General features: G+C 56.0%; 23 protein-coding genes. 16 read left to right on the top strand and 7 right to left on the bottom strand.

The genetic code is table 11. The features are described from left to right. Positions 1-72 precede the first annotated feature (72 nt). Both EBA31_RS20175 and EBA31_RS20180 read left to right on the top strand, forming a co-directional pair. Complete coding sequence (locus EBA31_RS20175) at positions 73-1,455, top strand: MFS transporter (RefSeq protein WP_122080058.1); 1,383 nt, start codon at positions 73-75, stop codon at positions 1,453-1,455. Continuing rightward, positions 1,452-1,832: a cytoplasmic protein gene (locus EBA31_RS20180; RefSeq protein ID WP_048761063.1), complete on the top strand. Its 381-nt coding sequence runs from the start codon at positions 1,452-1,454 to the stop codon at positions 1,830-1,832. The genes EBA31_RS20175 and EBA31_RS20180 overlap by 4 nt, the downstream gene beginning before the upstream one ends. A 196-nt stretch (positions 1,833-2,028) precedes the next feature. Here EBA31_RS20180 and asr read toward each other — a convergent pair whose 3' ends face one another. After that, positions 2,029-2,451, bottom strand: coding sequence for an acid resistance repetitive basic protein Asr (asr, locus tag EBA31_RS20185; protein WP_122080059.1), 423 nt, complete (start codon positions 2,449-2,451; stop codon positions 2,029-2,031). 231 nt (positions 2,452-2,682) lie between these two features. Between asr and EBA31_RS20190 the strand changes: the two genes are divergently transcribed. Then, complete coding sequence (locus EBA31_RS20190) at positions 2,683-2,991, top strand: YqjD family protein (protein ID WP_020828296.1); 309 nt, start codon at positions 2,683-2,685, stop codon at positions 2,989-2,991. A gap of 66 nt (positions 2,992-3,057) precedes the next feature. Here EBA31_RS20190 and EBA31_RS20195 read toward each other — a convergent pair whose 3' ends face one another. Beyond that, entirely contained in the window at positions 3,058-4,491 is a 1,434-nt protein-coding gene (locus EBA31_RS20195; protein ID WP_122080060.1) for a PLP-dependent aminotransferase family protein, read from the bottom strand. Positions 4,492-4,587: 96 nt separating this feature from the next. Here EBA31_RS20195 and EBA31_RS20200 point away from each other — a divergent pair, with 96 nt between their 5' ends. From EBA31_RS20200 to nrdF, 5 genes are all read left to right on the top strand, one after another. Then, positions 4,588-5,019: a carboxymuconolactone decarboxylase family protein gene (locus EBA31_RS20200; protein ID WP_116691886.1), complete on the top strand. Its 432-nt coding sequence runs from the start codon at positions 4,588-4,590 to the stop codon at positions 5,017-5,019. A 281-nt stretch (positions 5,020-5,300) separates the two neighbouring features. Beyond that, positions 5,301-5,537, top strand: coding sequence for a glutaredoxin-like protein NrdH (gene nrdH / locus EBA31_RS20205; RefSeq protein WP_020828299.1), 237 nt, complete (start codon positions 5,301-5,303; stop codon positions 5,535-5,537). Positions 5,538-5,545: 8 nt separating this feature from the next. Then, complete coding sequence (nrdI, locus tag EBA31_RS20210) at positions 5,546-5,950, top strand: class Ib ribonucleoside-diphosphate reductase assembly flavoprotein NrdI (protein ID WP_020828300.1); 405 nt, start codon at positions 5,546-5,548, stop codon at positions 5,948-5,950. Continuing rightward, a complete protein-coding gene (nrdE, locus tag EBA31_RS20215; RefSeq protein ID WP_122080061.1) occupies positions 5,932-8,076 on the top strand; it encodes a class 1b ribonucleoside-diphosphate reductase subunit alpha in 2,145 nt (714 codons plus the stop codon). Before nrdI ends, nrdE begins: the two co-directional genes overlap by 19 nt. A gap of 8 nt (positions 8,077-8,084) precedes the next feature. Further along, positions 8,085-9,056: a class 1b ribonucleoside-diphosphate reductase subunit beta gene (gene nrdF, locus EBA31_RS20220; RefSeq protein WP_020828302.1), complete on the top strand. Its 972-nt coding sequence runs from the start codon at positions 8,085-8,087 to the stop codon at positions 9,054-9,056. 76 nt (positions 9,057-9,132) lie between these two features. On the opposite strand, the gene EBA31_RS20225 is transcribed toward nrdF, so the two are convergent. Together EBA31_RS20225 and EBA31_RS20230 are read right to left on the bottom strand one after the other, a co-directional pair. Beyond that, positions 9,133-9,345, bottom strand: a complete 213-nt coding sequence (locus tag EBA31_RS20225) for a DUF1289 domain-containing protein (RefSeq protein ID WP_122080062.1) — start codon at positions 9,343-9,345, stop codon at positions 9,133-9,135. Positions 9,346-9,418: 73 nt separating this feature from the next. Next, complete coding sequence (locus EBA31_RS20230; RefSeq protein ID WP_115058164.1) at positions 9,419-10,159, bottom strand: SDR family oxidoreductase; 741 nt, start codon at positions 10,157-10,159, stop codon at positions 9,419-9,421. A 123-nt stretch (positions 10,160-10,282) separates the two neighbouring features. Between EBA31_RS20230 and EBA31_RS20235 the strand changes: the two genes are divergently transcribed. Continuing rightward, entirely contained in the window at positions 10,283-11,176 is an 894-nt protein-coding gene (locus EBA31_RS20235; protein ID WP_122080063.1) for a LysR family transcriptional regulator, read from the top strand. Positions 11,177-11,181: 5 nt separating this feature from the next. On the opposite strand, the gene EBA31_RS20240 is transcribed toward EBA31_RS20235, so the two are convergent. Then, positions 11,182-12,126, bottom strand: coding sequence for an MBL fold metallo-hydrolase (locus tag EBA31_RS20240; RefSeq protein ID WP_046372793.1), 945 nt, complete (start codon positions 12,124-12,126; stop codon positions 11,182-11,184). A 134-nt stretch (positions 12,127-12,260) separates the two neighbouring features. Next, positions 12,261-13,616 (bottom strand): 2-hydroxycarboxylate transporter family protein, encoded by a 1,356-nt coding sequence (locus tag EBA31_RS20245; RefSeq protein ID WP_020828307.1) that lies wholly within the window; start codon positions 13,614-13,616, stop codon positions 12,261-12,263. Between the two features lie 326 nt (positions 13,617-13,942). Here EBA31_RS20245 and EBA31_RS20250 point away from each other — a divergent pair, with 326 nt between their 5' ends. From EBA31_RS20250 to proX (EBA31_RS20275), 6 genes are all read left to right on the top strand, one after another. Then, entirely contained in the window at positions 13,943-15,541 is a 1,599-nt protein-coding gene (locus EBA31_RS20250) for a sensor histidine kinase (protein WP_020828308.1), read from the top strand. 11 nt (positions 15,542-15,552) lie between these two features. Continuing rightward, entirely contained in the window at positions 15,553-16,239 is a 687-nt protein-coding gene (locus EBA31_RS20255; protein ID WP_122080667.1) for a response regulator, read from the top strand. Positions 16,240-16,645: 406 nt separating this feature from the next. After that, entirely contained in the window at positions 16,646-17,848 is a 1,203-nt protein-coding gene (proV, locus tag EBA31_RS20260; protein ID WP_020828310.1) for a glycine betaine/L-proline ABC transporter ATP-binding protein ProV, read from the top strand. Beyond that, the gene (gene proW, locus EBA31_RS20265) at positions 17,841-18,959 is read left to right on the top strand and encodes a glycine betaine/L-proline ABC transporter permease ProW (RefSeq protein ID WP_122080064.1); all 1,119 of its coding nucleotides are present in this window, start codon (positions 17,841-17,843) and stop codon (positions 18,957-18,959) included. Before proV ends, proW begins: the two co-directional genes overlap by 8 nt. Positions 18,960-19,022: 63 nt before the next feature. Beyond that, the gene (gene proX / locus EBA31_RS20270; RefSeq protein WP_115058161.1) at positions 19,023-20,018 is read left to right on the top strand and encodes a glycine betaine/L-proline ABC transporter substrate-binding protein ProX; all 996 of its coding nucleotides are present in this window, start codon (positions 19,023-19,025) and stop codon (positions 20,016-20,018) included. 50 nt (positions 20,019-20,068) lie between these two features. After that, positions 20,069-21,070 (top strand): glycine betaine/L-proline ABC transporter substrate-binding protein ProX, encoded by a 1,002-nt coding sequence (gene proX / locus EBA31_RS20275; RefSeq protein ID WP_020828313.1) that lies wholly within the window; start codon positions 20,069-20,071, stop codon positions 21,068-21,070. Between the two features lie 29 nt (positions 21,071-21,099). Here the strand turns inward: proX (EBA31_RS20275) and EBA31_RS20280 are convergent, their stop codons facing one another. Continuing rightward, a complete protein-coding gene (locus EBA31_RS20280; RefSeq protein ID WP_020828314.1) occupies positions 21,100-21,978 on the bottom strand; it encodes a LysR family transcriptional regulator in 879 nt (292 codons plus the stop codon). Between the two features lie 101 nt (positions 21,979-22,079). Here EBA31_RS20280 and EBA31_RS20285 point away from each other — a divergent pair, with 101 nt between their 5' ends. Further along, positions 22,080-23,279: an MFS transporter gene (locus EBA31_RS20285; RefSeq protein WP_048761032.1), complete on the top strand. Its 1,200-nt coding sequence runs from the start codon at positions 22,080-22,082 to the stop codon at positions 23,277-23,279. Positions 23,280-23,376 lie beyond the last annotated feature (97 nt).

Raw genomic sequence — 23,376 nt, forward strand, 5'->3', positions numbered from 1 at the left:
GTGTAATCGCTCATAGCCGATTTATCCGCACTTTCCCGCCCGTTACACTGCTGGCCTTCAACCGGAGGCACCATGCCCTATCGCATCAAAGTCGCAATCGTCTACCTGCTCGGATTTTTTGTCGATCTGATCAACATGTTTATCGCCAACGTCGCTTACCCCTCAATCGGCCATGCGCTGCAGGCTTCGGTTGGTGAATTGGCCTGGGTCAGTAACGGCTACATTCTCGGCCTGACGCTGGTGATCCCGCTCAGCGCCTGGTTAGCGCAGCGCATTGGCGGACGGCGGGTGTTTTTGCTGTCGTTAACCTTGTTTATGCTGGCAACGGCGGCGGCGGGCTATGCCGATTCCATCGGCGAACTGGTTGGCTGGAGAGTGCTGCAGGGTATGGGCGGCGGGTTGCTGATCCCGATCGGCCAAACGCTGACCTACCAACTGTACCGTAGCCATGAGCGCGCGGGGCTTTCCGCCGCCATTATGCTGGTAGGCCTGCTGGCCCCGGCACTGTCACCGACATTGGGGGGGCTTATTGTCGACCGGCTCGACTGGCGCTGGGTGTTCTTTGCCAACCTGCCGCTCGCCGCGCTGGCGCTGCTGTTGGCCGCACTCTGGCTGCGTCCTCAGGAACCCGATCCGCAACGTCGACCGCTCGAGATCAAGGGGTTGCTTAGCGCCTGTACGGCCCTGACGCTGATCTTACTGGGCCTCACCCGACTGGGGGAAAACGGGGGCCTTGCGCAAGGCGCGTTACTGTTGACCGCAGGAGCGATCGCCTTGACCTATTTCCTGCGCCGTAGCCTGCGCATTACCCACCCTTTGCTGAATCTGCGCCTGGTTCAGGATCCGCTGTTGCGCACGTCGATGATGATTTATCAGTGCATCCCCGGCCTGTTTATCGGCGTCAGCCTGATCGCCATGCTGTATTTGCAAAATCAGTTGGGCATGCGTGCCGCGCAGGTCGGTAGCCTGATGCTGCCCTGGTCGCTGGCCTCGTTCCTGGCCATCACGTTGACCGGCCGGAAATTTAACCATTTTGGCCCGAAACCGCTGTTTATCTTCGGCTGTCTGCTGCAAGGGTTGGGCATTTTGGCGCTGTCACAGATTGCGCACGCTGGGGATTACGGATTGCAGGTTGCGGCCTTCGCCCTGATGGGCTTTGGCGGCAGCCTGTGCAGCAGCACCGCGCAGAGCAGCGCATTTTTGCATATTGCCGATGAGCAATTGGCCGACGCCAGTGCGCTGTGGAATATCAACCGACAGCTCAGCTTCTGCCTGGGTGTCGCCCTGCTCAGCTTATTACTCAACCTGCTGCTGGAACATTTTACCCCCGCCGTCGCCTACAAAAGTTGTTTTTACCTGGCCGCCGCCAGCACGCTGATCCCCATGCTGCTGTGCCTGCGCATCGCAAACCGCGCCATAGTGCGCCGTCTCAATACTCAACAGGAACACCAATGAACCAATATTTTACCGAAGTGATCGACGCACACGTCGCCATTGAAAACTGGCTGGAAAAAGGGGCCGGAGATGAACAGGGGCTGTTGGCGCGTTTTGATCCCGCCTTCAGCATGATCGCGCTGAACGGCAGCCGACTGGATTTTGCCGCACTGAGCGCGTTTTTCCGTGCGCATCGGGCCGCCAAACCAGGGTTGGCAATCAGCATAGAAGAGATGACGTTGGTGGCCGAATGGCCGACGGGGGCAGTGGTCAGCTATCGCGAGAAACAGAGGCTGCCTGGACAGGCGGCGACGCTGCGCAATTCCACCGTGGTGTTTGAGCAAACCGAAACCGGGCTGGGCTGGCGGCACCTGCATGAAACGCCCATCGCGCAGTAATCAGAGAAAACCGTCGGCCAGAAACAGTTCCCAGGCCACGATCAGCCCACACAGGGTGACGGCGCTGAAAATCACTTCGAACAGATAGCGATTGATCATCATGAGCTAGCCCTCAAAAGAAGACACCCGGCCAAGCCGGGTGTCTCAATAACGTCGGGATGATGCGGCCCCCTCAGGCACCGCATTCCTCACTCAATTAAGCGGCTGGAGTTGCTGCTTTTTTGGTGGCTTTGTGGTGTTTTTTAGCGGCCTGAGCTTTCTGCACTGGCGCTTTTTTGTGGTGTTTTTTAGCAGCCTGGGCTTTTTGAGCTGGCGCTTTTTTGCTTACTTTGTGGTGAGTTTTAGCAGCCTGAGCTTTCTGTGCTGGAGCTTTTTTGCTTACTTTTTGGTGCTTTTTAGCGGCCTGAGCTTTTTGAGCTGGGGCTTTCTTGGTCGCTTTGTGGTGCGCTTTCTTATGATGAGTGGCTTTAGCAGGAGCCTTCTCAGCAGCAGCTGGCGCAGCGGTAGTGGTGGTTGCAGCCGGAGCAGCCGTTGCCGGAGCTGCAGCAGTATCAGCAGCGAAAGCAACAGAAGACAGACCCATGGTGGCAGCAACGATCAGGGCTAATACTTTTTTCATCTTTAATTCCTCAGAGTGTTTTTTCAGTAAGCCCCGTTGGGCCGTTGAAGCAGATACTAGAGGAATCGATGAGCCGCTTCCGTGAGTGATTGGTTTCGCCGAGTAACCAAATGTACAACACAGACAGGCATCGCCGGTGACGTTATCCCACCAGGTATTTTACCGTGATCGCCGGCACATTTTGAGAAATGGTCTACACTTAAGAGACATGTGTCAAAAACGGAGAGTCGAATGTTTAAGAAATCAGAAAAAGTAGAACGCGACATTGATCAGGACGTCACTCTTTTGGCTGATACATTGGATGAGGTGCTACGTGCATCCGGTGACAAAACCAAAGAGGAACTGAAAGAGCTGCACAGCAAAGCCAAAGGCGTGTTACGCGACGCCCGTGCTCGCTTCAATGGTTCCAGCAATCTGACACAGCACGCCCGCGATGCCGTCGAACAAGCCGACAGCTACGTGCGCGACAAACCTTGGCAGGGCGTAGGGATCGGGGCCGCGGTTGGCATCGTCCTCGGCGTTCTGCTGGCCCGGCGTTAACACCCCTTGCAGTCATAAAGATAAAACAACAGATGTGCGTCTGGCCCGTGGGAAACCGCGGGCCGTTTAATTTGTGGCGTCAAACAACTCGGCTAGCCTGGCCACTGCCCGCTCAGCCTCGCTCTGCTGGGTAAAGTTGGCAAACCCCATCAGCAGGCCATCTCCCGCCGCACTGGCTATGTGCCAATCCGAAAGTGCCTGTATCGACAACCCGCGTTGCCAGGCCTCTTGCGCGATCCTCCGATCCAAGCCTTTTGCCGTCAATCGTGCCAGTAATTGAATGCCCCCGGCCTGCGACGATACCGTCAAATACTCCCCCAGCTGTCGTGCAAGCGCCTGCGCCAGCCATTCACGGCGCTGGCGATAGAGAGGCCGCATACGTTTCAGATGGCGATAGAAATGCCCCTGATGGATAAAATCAGCCACGCTAGCCTGCATCAGTGGCGGGCAGCCGCAACCGCGTAACCGGCTGCTGCGTCCAAAAGCGTCCACCTGTTCAAGCGGCACGACCAAATAAGCCATACGCAGTGCCGGAAACAAGGTTTTACTGAAAGTCCCGGCGTACAGCACCCTGCCCTGACGATCGAGACTTTTCAACGGCGGCAGCGGCCGACCATGATAACGAACCTCGCTGTCGTAATCGTCTTCAAGGATCCATGCCCCCTGCTGCTGTGCCCACTCCAGTAAGGCCATGCGCCGCGCCAGGCTAAGCGAGACGCCCAGGGGACTCTGGTGGGTCGGCGTCAGCACCGCCATGCGTGCTCGACGTGCAGCGGCAACACCGACGGCGATATTCATCCCCTGCTCATCAACCGGCACGGCCACTGGCTGCATGCCGGCGGCGCGAAATAGCGGTAGGGTCACCGGGTAGCCGGGGTCTTCCAGCCACACCTCGTCACCGGTCTTGAGTAAAGTGCCGATCACCAAATCCAGCAATGCCTGATAGCCGGCACAAATAAAAACCTGTTCCGGTCGACAATTGATACCACGCGAAAGCTGCAAATAATTCACGATCGCCGCGCGCAGATCGGGCAACCCTTGAGTTGACGGATGAGCCATGGCCGCCAAAGGAGCAGTACGCAATTGGCGACCGACAATCCTCTGCCATAGTGCGCGCGGGAAAGCATCCAGCGCCGGCAGCCCCAATTGAAAAGGCTGCGTTGCCCCACTCGGATGCAATGGATTAGCCGCCACCGCCAGCAACACTTCCGTTGTCAATGCTGCGCGTACCGGCAGATTCTGCAGCTGCGACGAAACATAAGTGCCAGCCTGTCCCCGGCTTTGCAGAAAACCTTCGGCGATAAGTTGGCCGTAAGCGCTTTCCACCGTGGCCCGCGCCACGCCCAGATCGCTCGCCAGCCCACGCACCGAAGGCAGCCGACTGCCCGCCAGCAGGCTTCCTTGCGCAATGGCGTCTTTAATTCGCAGATAAATCTGCCGGTACAAAGGATCTGCGAGCTGAGCATCCAGCCGCAAAGAGGAGAGAAACTGACGCATCATGGCCTGGTTAAATAATCATTTTATGGCTCTATAGCATAGTCCATATCGCCATTAAAGTAGCCTCATTATTCTGCTGTTCGCTAACTGAGGTTGACCATGATTAAGCAACGTTTGAAATATTCCGAACTCTCTCCCGCCCCTTACAAAGGCATGGTGACCGCCCTGATGGCACTGGAGAAAGGCGCGCTGGACAAGGCGACAATTGAGCTGATGTTTATGCGCGTATCGCAGATTAACGGCTGTGCCTACTGCCTGGATATGCATGGTAAAGCACTGAGAGAAAGTGGCGTTGACAACGCCAAGCTGGACCAACTTGCGGGCTGGCGCGTGAGTCATGCGTTCAGCGACCGCGAGCGCGCGGCGCTTGAGTGGGCAGACTCCGTGACCCTGATCGCCGCAACTGGCGCACCGGACAGCGCGTTTGAAGCGCTGCAGACGCACTTTAGCGATGCGGAAATTGCCGATTTAACCTTCGCCATCAGCATCATGAACGCCTTTAACCGCCTGGCCATCAGCATGCGTCAATGACGAAACCGCACTTATCCCCCTCTCGCCCGAGAGGGGTTTCCCGCCAACAACCGCCAAAAAAAATTTTTCCCTCTGCTTTTCCAGCCCTGATGCGGCCTCAACGTGAATCCTGCCAAAACACCATATATAGCGTGGTTGATAAATTAAATATCCACATATAGTATTCAACCCATCAACCGCAGGGAACATGTAGCGGTTGGTAACGCCGTCAGAAACGCCGTTCAATGCTCCGTTATCTGACCTGTCCGCCTTTCCTTCAGCCTAAAAGGTAAATGCGAATCATGAGCATTATTATTTACAGTAAACCAGACTGTGTCCAGTGCAACGCCACCTATCGCGCATTCGATAAACAAGGGATTGGTTATCAGGTGATCGACCTCACCCAGGATCAGCAGGCGCTGAACCATGTCAAATCCCTTGGCTATCAGCAAGTTCCGGTGATTATCGCCGGTGAAGATCACTGGTCTGGCTTCCGGCCGGACAAAATCGGCGCGCTGGCCCACGCCCTGGCGTCCTGAGGTTGCCCATGAACCCGCTGGTCTATTTCTCCAGCAGTTCGGAGAACACCCACAGGTTCGTTGAAAAACTGGGATTGCCGGCGATACGTATCCCTATCGCCGGCGCCCGCAGCAAACTGCTGATGGATAAACCCTATATTTTGATCGTGCCCAGCTATGGCGGCGGCAGCGCCGTAGGAGCCGTGCCGATCCAGGTGATCCGCTTTCTCAACGATCCACAAAATCGCGCTTTCCTGCGCGGCGTTATCGCCGCCGGGAATACCAATTTCGGCGCAGCGTACGGCATTGCCGGCGACATCATCGCCAAAAAATGTCAGGTGCCTTTTCTTTACCGCTTTGAGCTGCTCGGCACCACACAAGACGTTGCAAACGTTCGACAGGGAGTAACCGCATTTTGGCAACGACAGAACTGACCCGGCCCGCCGCAAGCGCGCTGGATTACCATTCGCTCAACGCGATGCTCAATCTTTATGATGCCGAGGGCCGTATCCAGTTTGACAAGGATCGGTTAGCAGCGCGGCACTACTTCCTGCAGCACGTGAATCAAAACACCGTGTTCTTCCATAACCTGGAGGAGAAGCTGCGCTATCTGGTGGAGGAAGGTTATTATGAACAGAGCGTGTTGGCGCAGTACGAGTTCGCCTTTATCAAACAGCTGTTCCAACAGGCCTATGCGAAAAAATTCCGCTTCGAGACCTTCCTCGGCGCCTTTAAGTATTACACCAGCTACACGCTGAAAACCTTCGACGGTAAGCGCTACCTGGAACGCTACGAAGACCGGGTGTGCATGGTCGCCTTAACGCTGGCGGCAGGTGATACTGCGTTGGCGCAAGATTTGGTGGAGGAGATGATCTCGGGCCGCTTCCAGCCGGCGACGCCCACTTTCCTCAACTGCGGTAAGCAGCAGCGCGGCGAACTGGTGTCCTGTTTTCTGTTACGTATCGAAGACAATATGGAGTCCATCGGTCGGGCGGTGAACTCTGCGCTGCAACTGTCAAAACGCGGCGGCGGCGTGGCGTTCTTACTGACCAACATTCGCGAGGTCGGTGCCCCGATCAAACGCATAGAGAACCAGTCTTCAGGGGTGATCCCTATCATGAAGATGCTTGAAGATGCCTTCTCTTACGCCAACCAACTGGGCGCGCGTCAGGGTGCCGGTGCGGTCTATCTCAACGCTCATCATCCGGATATTCTGCGTTTCCTCGACACCAAGCGTGAAAATGCCGACGAGAAAATCCGCATCAAGACGCTGTCGCTGGGGGTGGTGATCCCGGATATCACTTTCGAACTGGCGAAGAATAACGAAGAGATGTACCTGTTCTCGCCCTATGACGTCGAGCAAGTGTACGGCGTGCCGTTCTCGGAAATCAGCGTCAGCGAGAAGTACCGCGAAATGGTGGATGACAAGCGCATCCGCAAATCACGCATCAATGCGCGTGAATTCTTCCAGGTACTGGCGGAGATCCAGTTTGAATCCGGTTATCCGTACATGATGTTTGAAGATACGGTCAATCGTGAAAACCCGATCGCCGGGCGCATCAACATGAGCAACCTGTGCTCCGAGATTTTGCAGGTTAACCGCGCCAGCACCTATCACGATGACTTGAGCTACGACCAGGTAGGCAAGGATATTTCCTGCAACCTCGGTTCGCTCAACATCGCCAAAACCATGGATGCCCCCGACTTTGGCAAAGCGGTCGACACCGCGATCCGTGCGCTGACGGCGGTGGCGGACATGAGCGACATTCGCTCGGTGCCGTCGATTGCCGAAGGCAACCGCAGTTCGCATGCCATTGGCCTCGGCCAGATGAACCTGCACGGCTACCTGGCTCGCGAACGCATCTTCTACGGCTCAGAAGAAGGGATTGATTTCACCAACATCTATTTCTATACCGTCGCTTACCACGCCATTCGCGCCTCTAACGGGTTGGCCATCGAGCGCGGTAGCGCATTCGGCGGCTTCGAAGAGTCGACCTATGCTTCAGGTGAATACTTCAGCAAATACACCGAACGGGAATGGCAGCCGCAAACCGAACGGGTTCGCGCGCTGTTCGCCGACGCCAATATCGCCATCCCTGGCCGCGAAGAGTGGCTGGCGCTACGTCAGTCGGTGATGATGCACGGCTTGTACAACCAGAACCTGCAGGCGGTACCGCCCACCGGTTCCATCTCCTACATCAATAACTCGACCTCCAGCATCCATCCGATCGTGTCACGCATCGAGATCCGCAAAGAGGGAAAAATTGGTCGCGTCTATTATCCGGCGCCCTATATGACCAACGACAACCTGGAGTACTACCAGGATGCCTACGACATAGGGCCGGAAAAAATTATCGATACCTATGCCGCCGCCACTCAGCACGTCGATCAGGGGCTGTCGCTGACGCTGTTTTTCCGCGATACCGCCAGCACCCGCGACATCAACCGCGCGCAGATTTATGCCTGGCGTAAAGGCATCAAAACCATCTATTACATCCGCCTGCGCCAGATGGCGTTGGAAGGCACCGAGGTGCAGGGCTGCGTGTCCTGCGCACTGTGAGGCAATCTATGAATACCCCTAAACCGGCGCAGTTGGTGCGCGCGATCAACTGGAACATCATCGAAGACGATAAGGATCTGGAGGTGTGGAACCGCCTGACCTCCAACTTCTGGCTGCCGGAGAAGGTGCCGCTGTCGAACGACATTCCGTCGTGGGCAACGTTGACGCCAAAGGAACAGCAGTTGACCATTCGGGTGTTCACCGGCCTGACGCTGCTGGACACCATTCAAAATACCGTGGGCGCGCCGGCGCTGATCGAAGATGCGATTACGCCGCATGAGGAGGCGGTGTACTCCAACATCAGCTTTATGGAAGCGGTGCATGCTCGTTCGTACAGCTCAATTTTCTCTACGCTGTGCCAGACGCCGGACGTCGACGATGCCTACCGCTGGAGCGAGGAAAACCGCGCGCTGCAGAAAAAAGCCAGCATCATTCTGGCCCACTACCGCAGCGACGATCCGCTGATGAAGAAGGTCGCCAGCGTATTCCTGGAGTCGTTCCTGTTCTATTCGGGCTTTTATCTGCCGATGTACTGGTCGAGCCGCGCCAAGTTGACCAACACCGCCGATTTGATCCGTCTGATCATCCGCGATGAGGCGGTGCACGGTTATTACATCGGTTATAAATTCCAAAAAGGATTGGAGAAGGTAGACGCGGCGCGCCGCCAACAGGTGAAAAATTTCGCCTTCGATCTGATGCAGGATTTGTACGATAACGAGGTGCGTTACACCGAAGAGCTGTACGACGGTGTAGGCTGGACTGAGGACGTGAAAACCTTCCTGCACTATAACGCCAACAAGGCGTTGATGAATCTGGGATACGAAGCGTTGTTCCCGCCGTCGATGGCGCAGGTCAATCCGGCCATTCTGTCGGCGCTGTCGCCAAACGCCGACGAGAACCACGACTTCTTCTCCGGCTCAGGCTCGTCTTACGTGATTGGTAAAGCGGTCAACACTGAAGATGACGACTGGGATTTCTGAGTGAAATCGCGGGGGCGAATCACTTCGCTCTAAACCATAACCGCTGAACGGGCGCAGGCTACCGCGCCCCTACAGTTTAGATATTTCCGGCACGCTGTCGGATGCGCTGCCAAATGGCCCGCTTTTCCTCGTCATCGGCACTCGACCAGGCGGCGATTTCCTCCAGCGTGCGCCAACAGCCCCGGCACCACGCGTTTTCGGTGTCGATCTGGCAAACATTATTGCAGGGTGAACGCACGCCATCGTCAATCTGACTGCCGGTTTTTTTTCTTCTGCTGCGGCCTACCATAAGGCGCTTCCTCCGGTGGATTTCTCGCGACAGGATACCCGATCCTGCCGCGAGAGAAACCGCCCCGGTAAAATCAGATAATGCCGCCGTTGGCCCGCAGGGTTTGGCCGTTGATCCAGGCACCGTCAGCACCGGCCAGGAATGACACCGCCGCGGCGATATCCTGCGGCTGACCCAGACGCTCCAATGGGGCCATTTTCGCCAGCCGGTCGATCAGCTCCGGCGTTTTACCGTCCAGGAACAGCCCGGTGGCGGTCGGGCCCGGCGCGATAGCGTTGACGGTAATATTGCGCCCCCGCAGCTCTTTCGCCAGCACGCTGGTCAGCGCTTCGACGGCGGCCTTGCTGGCGGCATACATGCCGTAGCTCGGCTGCAGCAGCCCGACCACGCTGGATGAAAAGTTGATGATGCGCCCGTTGTCGCGCAGGCGTTTCGCCGCCTCTCGCAGCGTGTTGAAGGTCCCCTTCAGGTTAATGTCGATCAGCCGATCGACATCGGCATCGCTCATTTCTGCGACCGGAGCCAGCGCAATCACCCCAGCGTTATTCACCAGGATATCCACGCCGCCGAAAGCCTGCTCGGCCCGGTCAAACAGCTGGGCAACGGCGGCGGCGTCGCTGACGTCCGCCCTGGCGCTCAGCGCCCGCCCCCCGCTTTGTTCAATTTTGCGCACCAGCTCATCGGCCAATGCCTGATTGCCTGAATAGTTGACGATCACGGTAAAACCGTCGGCAGCCAGGCGTTCGGCAATGGCCGCGCCTATACCGCGCGATGCGCCGGTGACAATGGCAACTTGCTGAGTCTTGGTGTTCATGCTCTCTATCCTCGTCGGCTATGCGCCGGCGACTTACCGGCGTGACAACATCATGCACCTTTCGCCCCGGCGAATAATCCCCTACTCTTCGTTATCACTATCCGAATTTAGCGAACAATAACCATGGACAGAATCGATGCCATGCGCTTGTTTACCCGCGTGGTGGAACAACGCAGCTTTACCCAGGCCGCACAGGATCTGAACCTGCCGCGATCGACGGTGACCGATGCCATCAAGCAACTGGAAACCCGGCTGCAGGTGCGGTTGTTGCAACGCACTACCCGCCACGTCAGCCCAACCCTGGATGGCGAAGCTTACTATCAACGCTGCCTGACCATTCTGGCGGATATCGAAGATGCCGAGATGGCGTTTGCCGGTGCCAAACCGCGTGGGCTGCTGCGCATCGACGTGCACGGCACGTTGGCACGGCACTTTTTGCTGCCGGAACTTCCCGACTTTTTGACGCAATATCCGGATATCGAACTTTTTATGAGCGAGGGCGATCGGCTGGTAGATCCGGTGCGCGAAGGTATCGACTGCGTGGTGCGGGTCGGCAAACTGAAAGACAGCGATATGGTGGCGCGTCGGTTAGGCGAGCTTGAAGAGGTTACCTGCGCCGCCCCGGACTACCTGCAACGTTTTGGCACGCCGCATTCCATCAGCGAACTTGAAGGCCACCGCATGGTGGGCTTCCGTTCCTCGGCCAGCGGCACCCTGATGCCGCTGGAATTTACTGTGGCCGGCCAGGCGCGGCAGGTGACATTGCCTTGCACGGTGTCGGTCAGCGCGGCGGAAAGCCTGGTTGCTGCGGCGCGCATGGGGCTGGGGATCATTCAGGTGCCGCGTTATCACCTGCGCGACAGCCTGGACAACGGCAGCTTGCTGCCCCTGCTGCCGCAATTCCCCTCCACTCCGATGCCGGTCTCATTGCTCTACCCGCGCAACCGCCAACTTTCACCGCGCGTTCGGGTCTTCATCGACTGGTTCAGCAAAGTGTTCGCCGCCCGTAACCGATAAACGCCTTACATGGCGCCATATTCCAGCGGCACCCAGTCGTAGCCTTCGCCCTGTTTATTCAGGTAACCCAGCCCGGGGAATGACAGATGCGGTCCGCCCACCAGCACACTGCGCTGAGCGCTATCACTAAACACCCGCAGCCGCTGGGCTACTGCCGCTTTGGCATCTTTATCAAAACTTATCGCGACACGCGGATGGGCGAACTGCACCGCCGCCACGTGGATCAAATCCCCCAGCAGCAACAATTTTTTGCCCTGGCTTTCCACCAGATAGATGCTGTGGCCTGGCGTATGTCCATGGGCGGCAAACGCACTGATCCCCGGCGACAGCTCACCATCATTACTGAACGTTTTAAAATGTCCGGCGGCCTGATAAGGCTTGAGCGCGGCGATAACATTCTCGAACGAGGCTTTCTCCTTCGGTGGCGCCTGTTTCAACCGACTCTCGCTAAGCCAAAAATCCGCATCCTGCTGCCCGGCACGCACCACTGCATTTGGAAAAGCAGCTTTACCGTTTTGCGTCAAACCGCCGAGATGATCCGGGTGCATATGCGTCAGGTAAATTTCATCCACCTGCTGTGGCTGATAACCGGCAGCCTTGAGGTTTACGACCAGTTTGCCCAACCCGTCCCCCAGCAGCGAACCCGCACCGGTATCAACCAGGATCAGCTTGCTGCCGGTATTGATCAGGTAGGCATTAACAGAGGTGACGACCGGCAGGCCCTGATGGTGCTCAGCCAGAGCGGTCTCTATCTGCTTTGGCGAACTGTTCAGCAGCAGTCTGTCAACCGGCAAGCGGAGCACGCCATCAGACAAGGCTGTGACTTCATAGCTGCCCAGCATGATGCGATAAAAACCCGGCGCGGGGGTTTTCACCTGCGGTGCGGCGGCCAGGGTTTGCAGCGACATAACGGCCAGCGCCGCCCCCAGCAGGTAACGTTTCCAGAACATGGTGACTCCTTGTTGTCATTTGAGCGCTAAGTATTAACCCAAAGCGGAAATGACGCCTGCCGGAGGCAAAAAATGAATAAAAAAATCCCCGCGGGGGCGGGGAAAGGCAAAGAAACACTAAGGATTTTTTTGAGTTATACGAAGAATTTGGCCAGTACCAGCAAAGAGAGCGAGACATTGATCGCGCCGCCGATACGGGTAGCTATCTGAGCAAAAGGCATCAGCGACATACGGTTGCCGGCGGTGAGGATGGCAACATCGCCAGTGCCACCCTGCCCACTCTGGCAGCAGGAGACAATCGCCACATCGATCGGGTGCATGCCAATTTTCTTGCCGACGAAGAAGCCGGTCGCCACCAGTGCAGACACGGTGCTGACGATCACCACCAGATTTTGGAAGGTGAAGGCGTTAACCAGTTCCTGCCACGGAGTGATCGCTACGCCGACGGCGAACAGAATCGGGTAGGTGACCGCAGTACGGAAGAATTTATAGACCACCTGCGAACCTTCCTGAATGCGTGGGGACACGCCATGTGCCAGCTTCACCGCCACCGCGGCGAACAGCATGCCAACCGGTGCCGGCAGGCCAATCATGCGGTGCAGCAACATCCCTACCATGTACAGCAGGATGGCCAGCAGCGCACCGCAGGCGATGGTGCTGACATCCACCTTACCGCTGATTTTTTCCACCGCGCTCATCTCGCTTTCGCCCTGCTTGCTCGGCATCAGGCTGCCTTCGCCGGTCAGGTGCGGGTAACGTTTACCCAGTTGGTTAAGCAAGCCGGCCAGAACAATGGCGGTCAGGCTGCCAAGCATGACGATAGGCAGAATGCGCCCCAAGGCTACCCCCTGCTCCATATGCAGAATCGCCGCGTACCCCATCGACAACGGGATCGCGCCTTCACCGACGCCACCGGCCATGATCGGCAAAATCAGGAAGAAGAAGATTTGGAACGGCTCCAGCCCCAACGCCATGCCCACCGCCATTCCTACCAGCATGCCGACAATCTCACCGCACAGCATCGGCGCGAAAATGCGCAGAAAGCCCTGGATCAGCACCTGACGGTTCATGCTCATAATGCTGCCAACGATAATGCAGCAGATGTAGAGATACAGAATATTGGTCGATTTATAGAATTTGGTGGTCGATTCCACCACCACGTCCGGCAGCAAGCCGTAATGCACCAACGCAGAAGGAATAAAGGTGGCGCAGATCGCCGCGGCCCCCATTTTGCCGATCAGCGGCAGGCGTTTGCCAAACTCGCCGCAGGCAAAACCAAAGAACGCCAATGTGGCAACCATGACCACGATATCGCTCGGTAATTTCCCTTCCAGGCAATCCAATAAAATAAGTACGCCGGCCAGAACAAAGAACGGCAACGGAATAATTCCTACTTTGTAATTGTCCAGTATATGCCACCATTTCTCCCGCAGCGGTATTTCAGCGGTTTTGTCTTTGGCGGCGAGGAAAGAATCATCTGTTGTGCTCATAATCTGGCCTCTTATTAGTTTGTTCAGCCATCATAGAGAAACGCACGGATTATCTGCTGTGATTTTGTTCAAAGTTAAAAAGGGTTTTTAATGGTGGTTATGGTTTCTATGGTGTTAATTAGGATTATGTAAAATCTGTCGTGGTTTTAATGGTGTTAACGTTATTTTTACTTTAAGAATTATCAGTTTTATTGCAGCTGCTGCATTAACCACCCAGACAAGAATAATCCCGTGGCTGCGATCACAAGTTGATCCGGCGCAATATTACATTAACGGCCACTCATGATAGGGTAAGCCTTCAGGATTTATCAGGGCGAACCCCGGTCATGCGTATAAAACTCTCATTTCAAATCAAGCTATTCCTGTGCCTGGTTGCCTTCTCCTGCCTGCTGTTGACGTTTATTGGTGCTTACACCTACTACCAGCTCGATGCGCAACTGCACCGCGACCTCGGCGCGCGAGCGCAGGTGCAGGCCCGAGAGATTGCCCTGATCCCTTCCCTGATCACCGCAGTGGAAAAAAAAGACCCGGTTAAAATTGCAGCGCTAATGAAGAAAATTCGCGCCAGCAGCGATGCCAGCTATATCGTTATCGGCGATAAGCAAACCCGGCATCTTTATCACTCTGAATATGCCAACCGTATCGGCACGCCGATGGTCGGCGGCGATAATAAAGAGGTTCTCGAAGGCAAAAGCATTATTTCCATTCGCAAAGGCGGCATCGGCATTTCATTGCGCAGTAAAGCGCCCATTTTGGACGAAAATAATAACGTCATCGGCATTGTTTCGGTGGGTTATCTCAAATCACATATCGACAATTTAAATTCCAGAACTCTGACGCAAATTCTTGGATCGATAGTGCTTTTATTAATCGCGCTGTTCGTATTTTCGTGGCTGTTATCGAAGAATTTAAAACGCCAAATGTTCTGGCTGGAACCGAAAGAAATTGCCCTGTTGGTACGCCAACAGAAAGCGTTGCTGGAAGCAATCTATGAAGGGGTGATTGCCGTCGATCCTCAGTTGCGGATCATCACCATTAACCACGCGGCCCGCGAACTGCTGGATTTGCGTCAGCCCGCCGCCGCCCTGATGGGCAGAGAAATCGGTGAGGTGATCCAATCCCAGCCGGATTTCTTCGGCGCCTCACAGTTAGGGCATGACACCCATGACGAGGTCTGTCGCTTCAACCATGTCCGGGTTATCGCCAGCCGGGTACGCATCATGCAGGAAGAAGAGCTGCAGGGCTGGGTGATCAGCTTCCGCGACAAAAACGACATCAACACCCTGAGCAGCCAGCTTAGCCAGGTGAAGCGCTATGCTGACAACCTGCGCATCATGCGCCACGAACAGCTGAACTGGACCGCCACCCTCGCCGGCCTGTTGCATATGCAACGCTACGACGAGGCCATCCGTTATGTGGAGGCGCAATCTGAAGGTGCGCAGGAGATCCTCGACTTTATCTCACAGCGTTTCAGTTCGGCGGCATTATGCGGCCTGCTGCTGGGCAAATACTCCAGCGCGAAGGAAAAAGGCGTGGAGCTTCGCTTCGACCCGGCCTGCCAGCTGCGGCAGATCCCTGCGGCATTGAATGAAACCGAATTGATGTCGATCATCGGCAATTTGCTGGATAATGCGGTAGACGCTACGCTGCATTACGGTGCGCCCTATGAGGCGGTAGAACTTTATATCAGCGACAGCAGCAATGAACTGGTGATTGAAGTGGCCGATCGCGGCACCGGTATTGCCCCTGAGGTGCGCGATACGCTGTTCGAACAGGGCGTCACCACCAAAGATGACAAGGGTGACCACGGCATCGGCCTGCACCTGGTTGCCAGCCACGTGGCGCAGGCGCACGGCAGCATAGAAGTGTCGGACAACGATCCGCACGGCGCTATTTTTTCTTTGTTTATCCCTAAACAATCTTGAGCACCCGAATGATGCAACCAGAAACACTGGACGTTTTGATCGTGGAAGATGAGCCACAGCTGGCGACGCTGCACGCGGAATTTATTGAGCAGAACTTTGCTCTGCGGGTGGTGGCTTATGCCGCCACGCTGGCCGAGGCCAGAGTCAAAGTCAATGCCCACCAGCCACGGCTGATCCTGCTGGACAATTTTTTGCCTGACGGCCAGGGCATTGAACTGATGGAAGAAGCGGCGGTGAAAAACCCCGGCTGTTCAGTGATTTTTATTACCGCCGCCAGCGACATGAATACCTGCAGCCAGGCGATCCGCAATGGCGCCTTCGATTACATCATTAAACCGGTTTCCTACAAGCGGCTGCGCAACTCACTGGAGCGCTTTATGCAGTTTGTGCAAACCCAGCGCACCTTCAAGGTAATCGACCAAAGCAACGTCGACGCGCTGTATAACCTGCAATCCAAGCAGTTCTCCAGCGAACCCAGCGCCAAAGGCATTGAAACCAACACGCTGGAGCTGGTGCAGGCGCTGTTTATCAAGCAACCGGAAGCCGCGCATGCGGTAGAAGACGTGGTCGAACAGGTCGGGATCAGCAAAACCACGGCACGACGTTATCTGGAATACTGCGTCGCCACCCAGTTTGTGCGCGTTGAAATGATGTACGGCAATATTGGTCATCCGCGGCGTCTGTATCGCAAGGCATAAGCTGCCATCTGGCTGTCATATTTAAGGGGTAATATAACTTCGGCGATATCCCCTCGATATCGGCACCTGTCGTTGAAAATTGATGAAATACTGATGACTTTTACCCGGCCTCTGGTCGGGTTTTTTATTGTCCGAAAACAGGCTTTGGCAGGCAAATAACAGCAATAATCCGAGCGGATTATTCTTACTTAAAACCAACCGTTTATCGGAAATATCAGTCACTGATAATTGAGCACTCACCTCATTACCATAACTAATCGAAAACTTGATGTAAATCGTCAATATCCCATTCATCGGACATTGAGGGTTGTCTCAGATATTCACTGTGTTAGGGTATAGGGGACTATTATTTTCTATTGGGAAATTTTTATCGTTTGATAATTCATCAGAGGAAACAGCAAATTGCATGGCAATTAAACTCGAAGTAAAGAACCTGTATAAGATATTTGGCGAACATCCGGATCGCGCTTTCAAACTGATTGAAAAAGGCCTGACAAAAGACCAATTGCTTGAAAAAACCGGATTATCACTGGGCGTAAAAGACGCCTCTCTGGCCATTGAAGAAGGCGAGATATTTGTCATCATGGGGCTTTCCGGTTCCGGAAAATCTACCCTGGTACGCCTTCTCAATCGTCTGATAGAACCCACCCGCGGTCAGGTGCTGATTGATGGCGAGGATATATCTAAAATATCCGACAGCGCACTGCGCGCCGTACGCCGTAATAAGATCAGCATGGTGTTTCAATCATTCGCTTTAATGCCGCATATGAATGTATTGAATAACACCGCGTTCGGTATGGAATTGGCCGGCATTCCACCGCAGGAGCGCCAGGAAAAAGCCCTGGAGGCATTACGTCAGGTCGGGCTGGAGAATTATGCCTATTCTTATCCCGATGAACTTTCCGGCGGGATGCGTCAGCGCGTGGGATTAGCCCGTGCCATGGCGAATAATCCGGACATATTATTGATGGATGAAGCCTTCTCGGCGCTGGATCCATTAATCCGTACCGAGATGCAAGATGAGCTGGTCAAATTACAGGCCCAGCATCAGCGCACCATCGTCTTTATTTCCCATGATTTGGATGAGGCAATGCGTATTGGCGATCGTATTGCCATTATGCAAGGCGGAGAGGTTATTCAGGTCGGTACGCCGGAGGAAATATTAAATAATCCGGCCAACGATTATGTCCGCACCTTCTTCCGTGGCGTCGATATCAGCCACGTTTTCAGCGCCAAGGATATCGCCCAGCGTCGTCCTGTCGCCCTTATTCGCAAAACCCCCGGTTTTGGTCCGCGTTCAGCACTACAGCTGCTGCGCGATGAAGACCGCGATTATGGTTATGTTATTGAACGTGGGAAGAAATTTATCGGCGTGGTGTCGGTAGATTCACTCAAGCAGGCGCTGGCGGCCAACCAGACGTTGGATGACGCCCTGCTGGAAGCCCCTGCCCCGGTCCCGGCCGACATGCCGCTGAGCGAACTGATTTCATTGGTTGCCCTGGCGCCCTGTGCGGTCCCCGTGGTCTGCGAAGAAAATAACTATATCGGAATTATTTCCAAGGCCATGCTGTTGCAGGCCTTAGATAAAGAGGGCCCAGCGAATGAGTGACACTACACAGGATCCATGGGCGACTGCGCCTGCCGACCCCAGCGCCGCACCGGCGACTGACGCCGCAACATCGACAGCGCCCGCCGGCGATGCCTGGTCCAGCACACCGCCACCAGAAACCCATGACGCCGCCAATCAGGCCGCTCAGGGTGCCGACTGGCTTAACAGCGCACCGGTCCAACAGGAACATTTCAGCCTGCTGGATCCGTTCCACAAAACCTGGGTGCCGTTTGACTCCTGGGTGACCCACGGCATCGACTGGCTGGTGCTGCACTTTCGCCCGCTGTTTCAGGGCATTCGCGTACCGGTCGATTTTATTCTCAGCGGCTTTCAGCAGCTGCTGCTCGGCATGCCTGCCCCGATCGCCATTCTGCTGTTCTCGCTGATTGCCTGGCAGCTCTCCAGCCTTGGTATGGGTGCTGCGACGCTGGTCTCGCTGATTGCCATTGGTGCGATTGGCGCCTGGTCGCAAGCCATGGTGACCCTGGCGCTGGTCCTGACCGCCCTGTTCTTCTGTATCGTCATCGGTCTGCCGCTCGGCATTTGGCTGGCGCGCAGCAAACATGCCGGCAAGGTGATCCGGCCACTGCTCGACGCCATGCAGACCACGCCGGCCTTCGTCTATCTGGTGCCGATCGTCATGCTGTTCGGTATCGGTAACGTGCCGGGGGTGGTGGTGACCATTATCTTTGCGCTGCCGCCGATCGTGCGACTGACCATTCTGGGCATTAACCAAGTGCCTGAGGATCTGATCGAAGCCGCCGAATCCTTTGGTGCCAGCCCGCGCCAACTGCTGTTTAAAGTGCAACTGCCACTGGCAATGCCGACCATTATGGCCGGCGTAAACCAAACGCTGATGTTGGCGCTGTCGATGGTGGTTATCGCCTCGATGATCGCCGTTGGCGGCCTGGGCCAGATGGTATTGCGCGGTATCGGTCGTCTGGATATGGGGCTGGCCGCCGTTGGCGGGGTCGGTATCGTGATCCTGGCGATTATTCTCGACCGCCTCACCCAATCGCTGGGGCGCGATCGCCGCAGCAAAGGCATCGGCCGTTGGTATGCTCACGGCCCGATCGGGTTAGTCACCCGGCCCTTCATCAAAAAGCCTTAATCGCCCTGCCCCCGGCCAAACGTCGGGGGCACCGACAGCATTTATAAAAACGAAGGAACCACTATGCGCTCGACAGGAATTTGGGCTCTGGCCCTGACTTCATTGCTAAGCACACAGGCGTTCGCCGTCGAATTACCCGGCAAAGGCGTCACGGTAAAACCGTTGCAAAGCACCCTCGCCGAAGAAAGCTTCCAGACCGAATTGGTCAACCGCGCCCTGGTCAAGCTGGGCTATGACGTCCAGCCTACCGACGAGGTGGAATACAATATCGCCTACACCTCTATCGCTTCCGGCGACGCCACCTACATGGCGGTGAACTGGGATCCGCTGCAAACCGACATGTACCAAAGCGCCGGCGGCGACAAGAAATTCTATCGTCAGGGAGCCTATATCACCAATGCGGCCCAGGGTTATTTGATCGACAAGAAAACCGCCGATCAATACCACATCAGCGATATCTCCCAGTTAAAAGATCCCAAGCTGGCGAAGTTGTTCGATGCCGACGGCGACGGCAAGGCCGATCTGGCCGGCTGCGAACCGGGCTGGGTGTGCGGCAACGTCATTAACACCCATATCAAAGCCTATGGCCTGAGCGACACCGTCACTCAAAACCAGGGCAATTACTCCGCCATCATCGCCGACACCCTGACTCGCTACAAACAGGGTAAACCGGTGCTGTATTTCACCTGGACGCCGTACTGGGTGAGCGATGAGCTGGCACCGGGTCGTGATGTGGTTTGGTTAACCGTGCCGTTCTCCGCCAGCCCAGGTTCGTTGAAAGATAACGATACCGCCTTGCCGAACGGCAAAAATTACGGTTTTTCCGTCAACAACGAACATATCGTCGCCAACAAGCAATGGGCCGAGGCTAACCCGGCCGCCGCCAAACTGTTCGCCATCATGAAACTGCCGTTAGCGGACGTGAACGCGCAGAACCTGCGCATGCACAAAGGCGAGAACAGCGCCGCCGACATACAACGTCACGTAGACGGCTGGATCAAAGCGCATCAGGTCACTTTTGACGGCTGGATCACTACGGCTGCGGCAGCAGCGAAATAATCCCAGGGTGCCGGAAATCCCGGCTTCATAACATAAAAAGGTATTTCACTATGCGCACTACAGGAATCTGGGCGGTTGCCCTTACCACACTGATTAGCTCACAGGCGGTTTCCGCCGCCGACTTGCCCGGTAAAGGCGTCACCGTTCAACCGGTGCAAAGCACCATTTCAGAAGAGACCTTCCAGACGCTGCTGGTCAGCAAGGCGCTGGAAAAGCTGGGCTATGACGTTAAAGACACCCGGGAAGTGGACTACAACGTCGCCTACACTTCCATCGCCTCCGGCGACGCGACCTTCCTGGCGGTAAACTGGGATCCGCTGCACGCCGATCAATACAAAGCCGCAGGCGGCGACGCCAAGTTTTACCGTGAAGGGGTTTACGTCAACGGGGCGGCTCAGGGGTATCTGATCGACAAGAAAACCGCCGATAAATACCACATCACCAACGTTGAACAGTTGAAAGATCCCAATATTGCCAAGCTGTTCGATACCAATGGCGACGGCAAGGCCGACCTGACCGGCTGTACGCCAGGCTGGGGCTGCGAGGCGGCCATTAACCATCACATCAAAGCCTACGGCCTGGAGAAAACCGTCGAGCACAACCAGGGCAACTACGCGGCGATGATTGCCGATACCATTACTCGCTACAAAGAAGGTAAGCCGGTGCTGTACTACACCTGGACGCCGTACTGGGTGAGTGACGTGCTGGTGCCGGGCCGCGACGTTGTTTGGTTGCAGGTGCCGTTCTCCGCCATGCCGGGCGAGCAGAAAAACCTCGATACCAAGCTGCCTAACGGCGCCAACTATGGTTTCCCGGTCAACACCATGCGCATCGCCGCCAACAAGCAGTGGGCCGAAGCCAACCCGGCGGCCGCCAAGCTGTTTGCCATCATGAAGCTGCCGATTGCCGACGTGAATGCGCAGAACCTGCGGATGCATGAAGGCCAGGCCTCCGAAGCCGATATCCAAAACCATGTAAATGGCTGGATCAAGGCGCATCAGGCCACCTTCGACGGCTGGGTGAAAACCGCCGCGGAAGCCGCGAAGAAATAATTACCCTGGGCGCGGCAGCCTGTCGCGCCCTATTCGCTGATTTCAATCCCGCTAAACTGTAAAAAACGCTCGGCGGTCCGTGGCAGCGGCTGCGGCCAAACACAGTACACCTGACGCCGTGGACCATCTTCTATCGGAATCGACACCAGCGTGCTCAAGCGCTGCGCCGTCGAAATCGGCACAATGCCCGTCGCCAACCCACGGCGTACCAAATTCTCCAGCCATTCGATATGGTCAATCTCAAAACTGACGTGACGCTTGATGCCTGCAGCCTGAAACGCGCGGTCAGTCTGGCGCCGGGCACCGGTCCCGCTGTAAAAGTCCACCAGCGGCACTTCCGACAAGGTTTGCAAATTCACGCGTTCCCGACTGGCTAGCGGGTGTTGTGGTGACACCAACGCCACCAGTGGCTCGTCGGTCAGTTGCCGATGGGACACCGGCAGCATATCGATATCCCCCGGCCAGAGGCCGACAAACGCCACATCGGTCTTTTGCTGCCGAACGTCTTCCAACAACTCTTCACTCATGCCCACGTACAGCCGGATATTCACTGCGGGATAATGGCGGTGAAAGTTACCCAGTTTTTCGGTCAGATCAATCGCGTTTATGGTGGAAATTGTGCCGATGGTCAGGGTACCGGAAACCGTGCCGCTGGCGGCGACAACCTCTTCCACCAGCATCTGTTTTGCCGCCAGCAGTCGCTGCGCCGGTTGAATAAATGCCTGCCCGGCGGTGGTCAACCTGACCCGGCGCGAAGTACGCTCAAACAATGCACAGCCCAGCTCCTCTTCCAATTTGGCGATCTGGTGGCTGAGCGCCGATTGCACCGTATGACAGCGCTGCGCCGCCCGGGTAAAACTCTGCTCTTCGGCAACCGCCAGCGCAAAACGAATCTGTTTCAGGTTCATTCATTTATCTCTAAATGAGATTAATCAGATGAAAATTATACATTGGTTTAACCCGCTGTCCTGCCCGATACTTGCACCACTTTTTCTTGTGATTGAAACCAATGAGCCAACAAAATTCACCTCCAGGCCTCAGCCCGGCACTGATTGTGCTGATCGCCATCGCCACCGGTTTGGCTGTCGCCAGTAACTACTACGCGCAGCCACTGCTGGAAACCATCGCCCAAAACTTTGGGCTATCGGTCAATCAGGCCGGTTTTATCGTCACCGCCGCCCAAATGGGCTACGCCGTAGGCCTGCTGCTGCTGGTGCCGCTCGGCGATATGTTTGAACGTCGTGGGCTGATCGTGTTTATGACGCTGCTGGCCGCCGGAGGCATGCTGATCACCGCCAGCTCCACCACGCTGCCGATGATGATCCTGGGGACGGCCCTCACCGGGTTGTTCTCGGTAGTGGCGCAAATTTTGGTGCCGTTGGCCGCTACGCTGGCACACCCGGAAAAACGCGGAAAAACCGTTGGCATCATTATGAGCGGCCTGCTGCTCGGCATTCTGCTGGCACGTACCGTAGCGGGCGCACTGGCATCAATCGGCGGTTGGCGCACCATTTACTGGGTGGCCAGCGTGCTGATGATCCTGATGGCGTTGATCTTGTGGCGCGCGCTGCCACGTTACAAACAGCACTCCGGACTGAATTACCCTCAGTTGCTGAAGTCTATTTTCACCCTGTTTTGCGGTTCACCGCTGCTGCGAACCCGTGCAGTGCTCGGTGCGCTGTCCTTTGCCAACTTCAGCGTGCTCTGGACCTCAATGGCCTTCCTGTTGGCGGCCCCGCCTTTTGGTTATTCCGAAGGGGTCATCGGCCTGTTCGGGCTGGTGGGGGCCGCCGGAGCGTTGGCCGCCTCCCGCGCCGGGCATTTGGCGGATCAGGGCAAGGCGGGATTAACCACTACGGTAGGCCTGGTACTGCTGCTGCTGTCGTGGATACCTATCGCTTTCGCTAAACAATCGCTGTGGGCACTGATCGTCGGCATTCTGATCCTCGATCTGGCCGTGCAGGCCGTACACGTTACCAACCAGAGCGTGATTTATCGCATTATGCCGGAAGCGCGCAATCGCCTGACGGCCGGCTACATGACCAGCTATTTTATCGGCGGCGCTCTGGGTTCGCTGCTGTCTGCCTCAGCCTATCAGCACGCGGGGTGGACAGGGGTCGCTGCAGCAGGGGGCATTTTGTGCCTGTTTAACCTGCTCACCTGGTGGTTGGGCAAGCGCCATGATCCCCAGGGACCGGCGGCCATCTGATTAGCACGCGAATAGTCATAGCGGAAATTTATTAGCGGCGCAGGGTATAAACATTACTTACTCTCTGGTAATGTTCTGGGGATAAACTATTGGTTCC

Origin of the sequence: Serratia sp. P2ACOL2 (assembly GCF_003691565.1) — a bacterium.
Taxonomy (GTDB): Bacteria; Pseudomonadota; Gammaproteobacteria; order Enterobacterales; family Enterobacteriaceae; genus Serratia; species Serratia liquefaciens.

Bases quoted from the DNA above. Each gene is read 5' to 3' on its own strand.
- EBA31_RS20175 (WP_122080058.1), top strand. From the start codon at position 73: ATGCCCTATCGCATCAAAGTCGCAATCGTCTACCTGCTCGGATTTTTT.
- EBA31_RS20180 (WP_048761063.1), top strand. From the start codon at position 1,452: ATGAACCAATATTTTACCGAAGTGATCGACGCACACGTCGCCATTGAA.
- asr (WP_122080059.1), bottom strand. From the start codon at position 2,451: ATGAAAAAAGTATTAGCCCTGATCGTTGCTGCCACCATGGGTCTGTCT.
- EBA31_RS20190 (WP_020828296.1), top strand. From the start codon at position 2,683: ATGTTTAAGAAATCAGAAAAAGTAGAACGCGACATTGATCAGGACGTC.
- EBA31_RS20195 (WP_122080060.1), bottom strand. From the start codon at position 4,491: ATGATGCGTCAGTTTCTCTCCTCTTTGCGGCTGGATGCTCAGCTCGCA.
- EBA31_RS20200 (WP_116691886.1), top strand. From the start codon at position 4,588: ATGATTAAGCAACGTTTGAAATATTCCGAACTCTCTCCCGCCCCTTAC.
- nrdH (WP_020828299.1), top strand. From the start codon at position 5,301: ATGAGCATTATTATTTACAGTAAACCAGACTGTGTCCAGTGCAACGCC.
- nrdI (WP_020828300.1), top strand. From the start codon at position 5,546: ATGAACCCGCTGGTCTATTTCTCCAGCAGTTCGGAGAACACCCACAGG.
- nrdF (WP_020828302.1), top strand. From the start codon at position 8,085: ATGAATACCCCTAAACCGGCGCAGTTGGTGCGCGCGATCAACTGGAAC.
- EBA31_RS20225 (WP_122080062.1), bottom strand. From the start codon at position 9,345: ATGGTAGGCCGCAGCAGAAGAAAAAAAACCGGCAGTCAGATTGACGAT.
- EBA31_RS20230 (WP_115058164.1), bottom strand. From the start codon at position 10,159: ATGAACACCAAGACTCAGCAAGTTGCCATTGTCACCGGCGCATCGCGC.
- EBA31_RS20235 (WP_122080063.1), top strand. From the start codon at position 10,283: ATGGACAGAATCGATGCCATGCGCTTGTTTACCCGCGTGGTGGAACAA.
- EBA31_RS20240 (WP_046372793.1), bottom strand. From the start codon at position 12,126: ATGTTCTGGAAACGTTACCTGCTGGGGGCGGCGCTGGCCGTTATGTCG.
- EBA31_RS20245 (WP_020828307.1), bottom strand. From the start codon at position 13,616: ATGAGCACAACAGATGATTCTTTCCTCGCCGCCAAAGACAAAACCGCT.
- EBA31_RS20250 (WP_020828308.1), top strand. From the start codon at position 13,943: ATGCGTATAAAACTCTCATTTCAAATCAAGCTATTCCTGTGCCTGGTT.
- EBA31_RS20255 (WP_122080667.1), top strand. From the start codon at position 15,553: ATGCAACCAGAAACACTGGACGTTTTGATCGTGGAAGATGAGCCACAG.
- proV (WP_020828310.1), top strand. From the start codon at position 16,646: ATGGCAATTAAACTCGAAGTAAAGAACCTGTATAAGATATTTGGCGAA.
- proW (WP_122080064.1), top strand. From the start codon at position 17,841: ATGAGTGACACTACACAGGATCCATGGGCGACTGCGCCTGCCGACCCC.
- proX (WP_115058161.1), top strand. From the start codon at position 19,023: ATGCGCTCGACAGGAATTTGGGCTCTGGCCCTGACTTCATTGCTAAGC.
- proX (WP_020828313.1), top strand. From the start codon at position 20,069: ATGCGCACTACAGGAATCTGGGCGGTTGCCCTTACCACACTGATTAGC.
- EBA31_RS20280 (WP_020828314.1), bottom strand. From the start codon at position 21,978: ATGAACCTGAAACAGATTCGTTTTGCGCTGGCGGTTGCCGAAGAGCAG.
- EBA31_RS20285 (WP_048761032.1), top strand. From the start codon at position 22,080: ATGAGCCAACAAAATTCACCTCCAGGCCTCAGCCCGGCACTGATTGTG.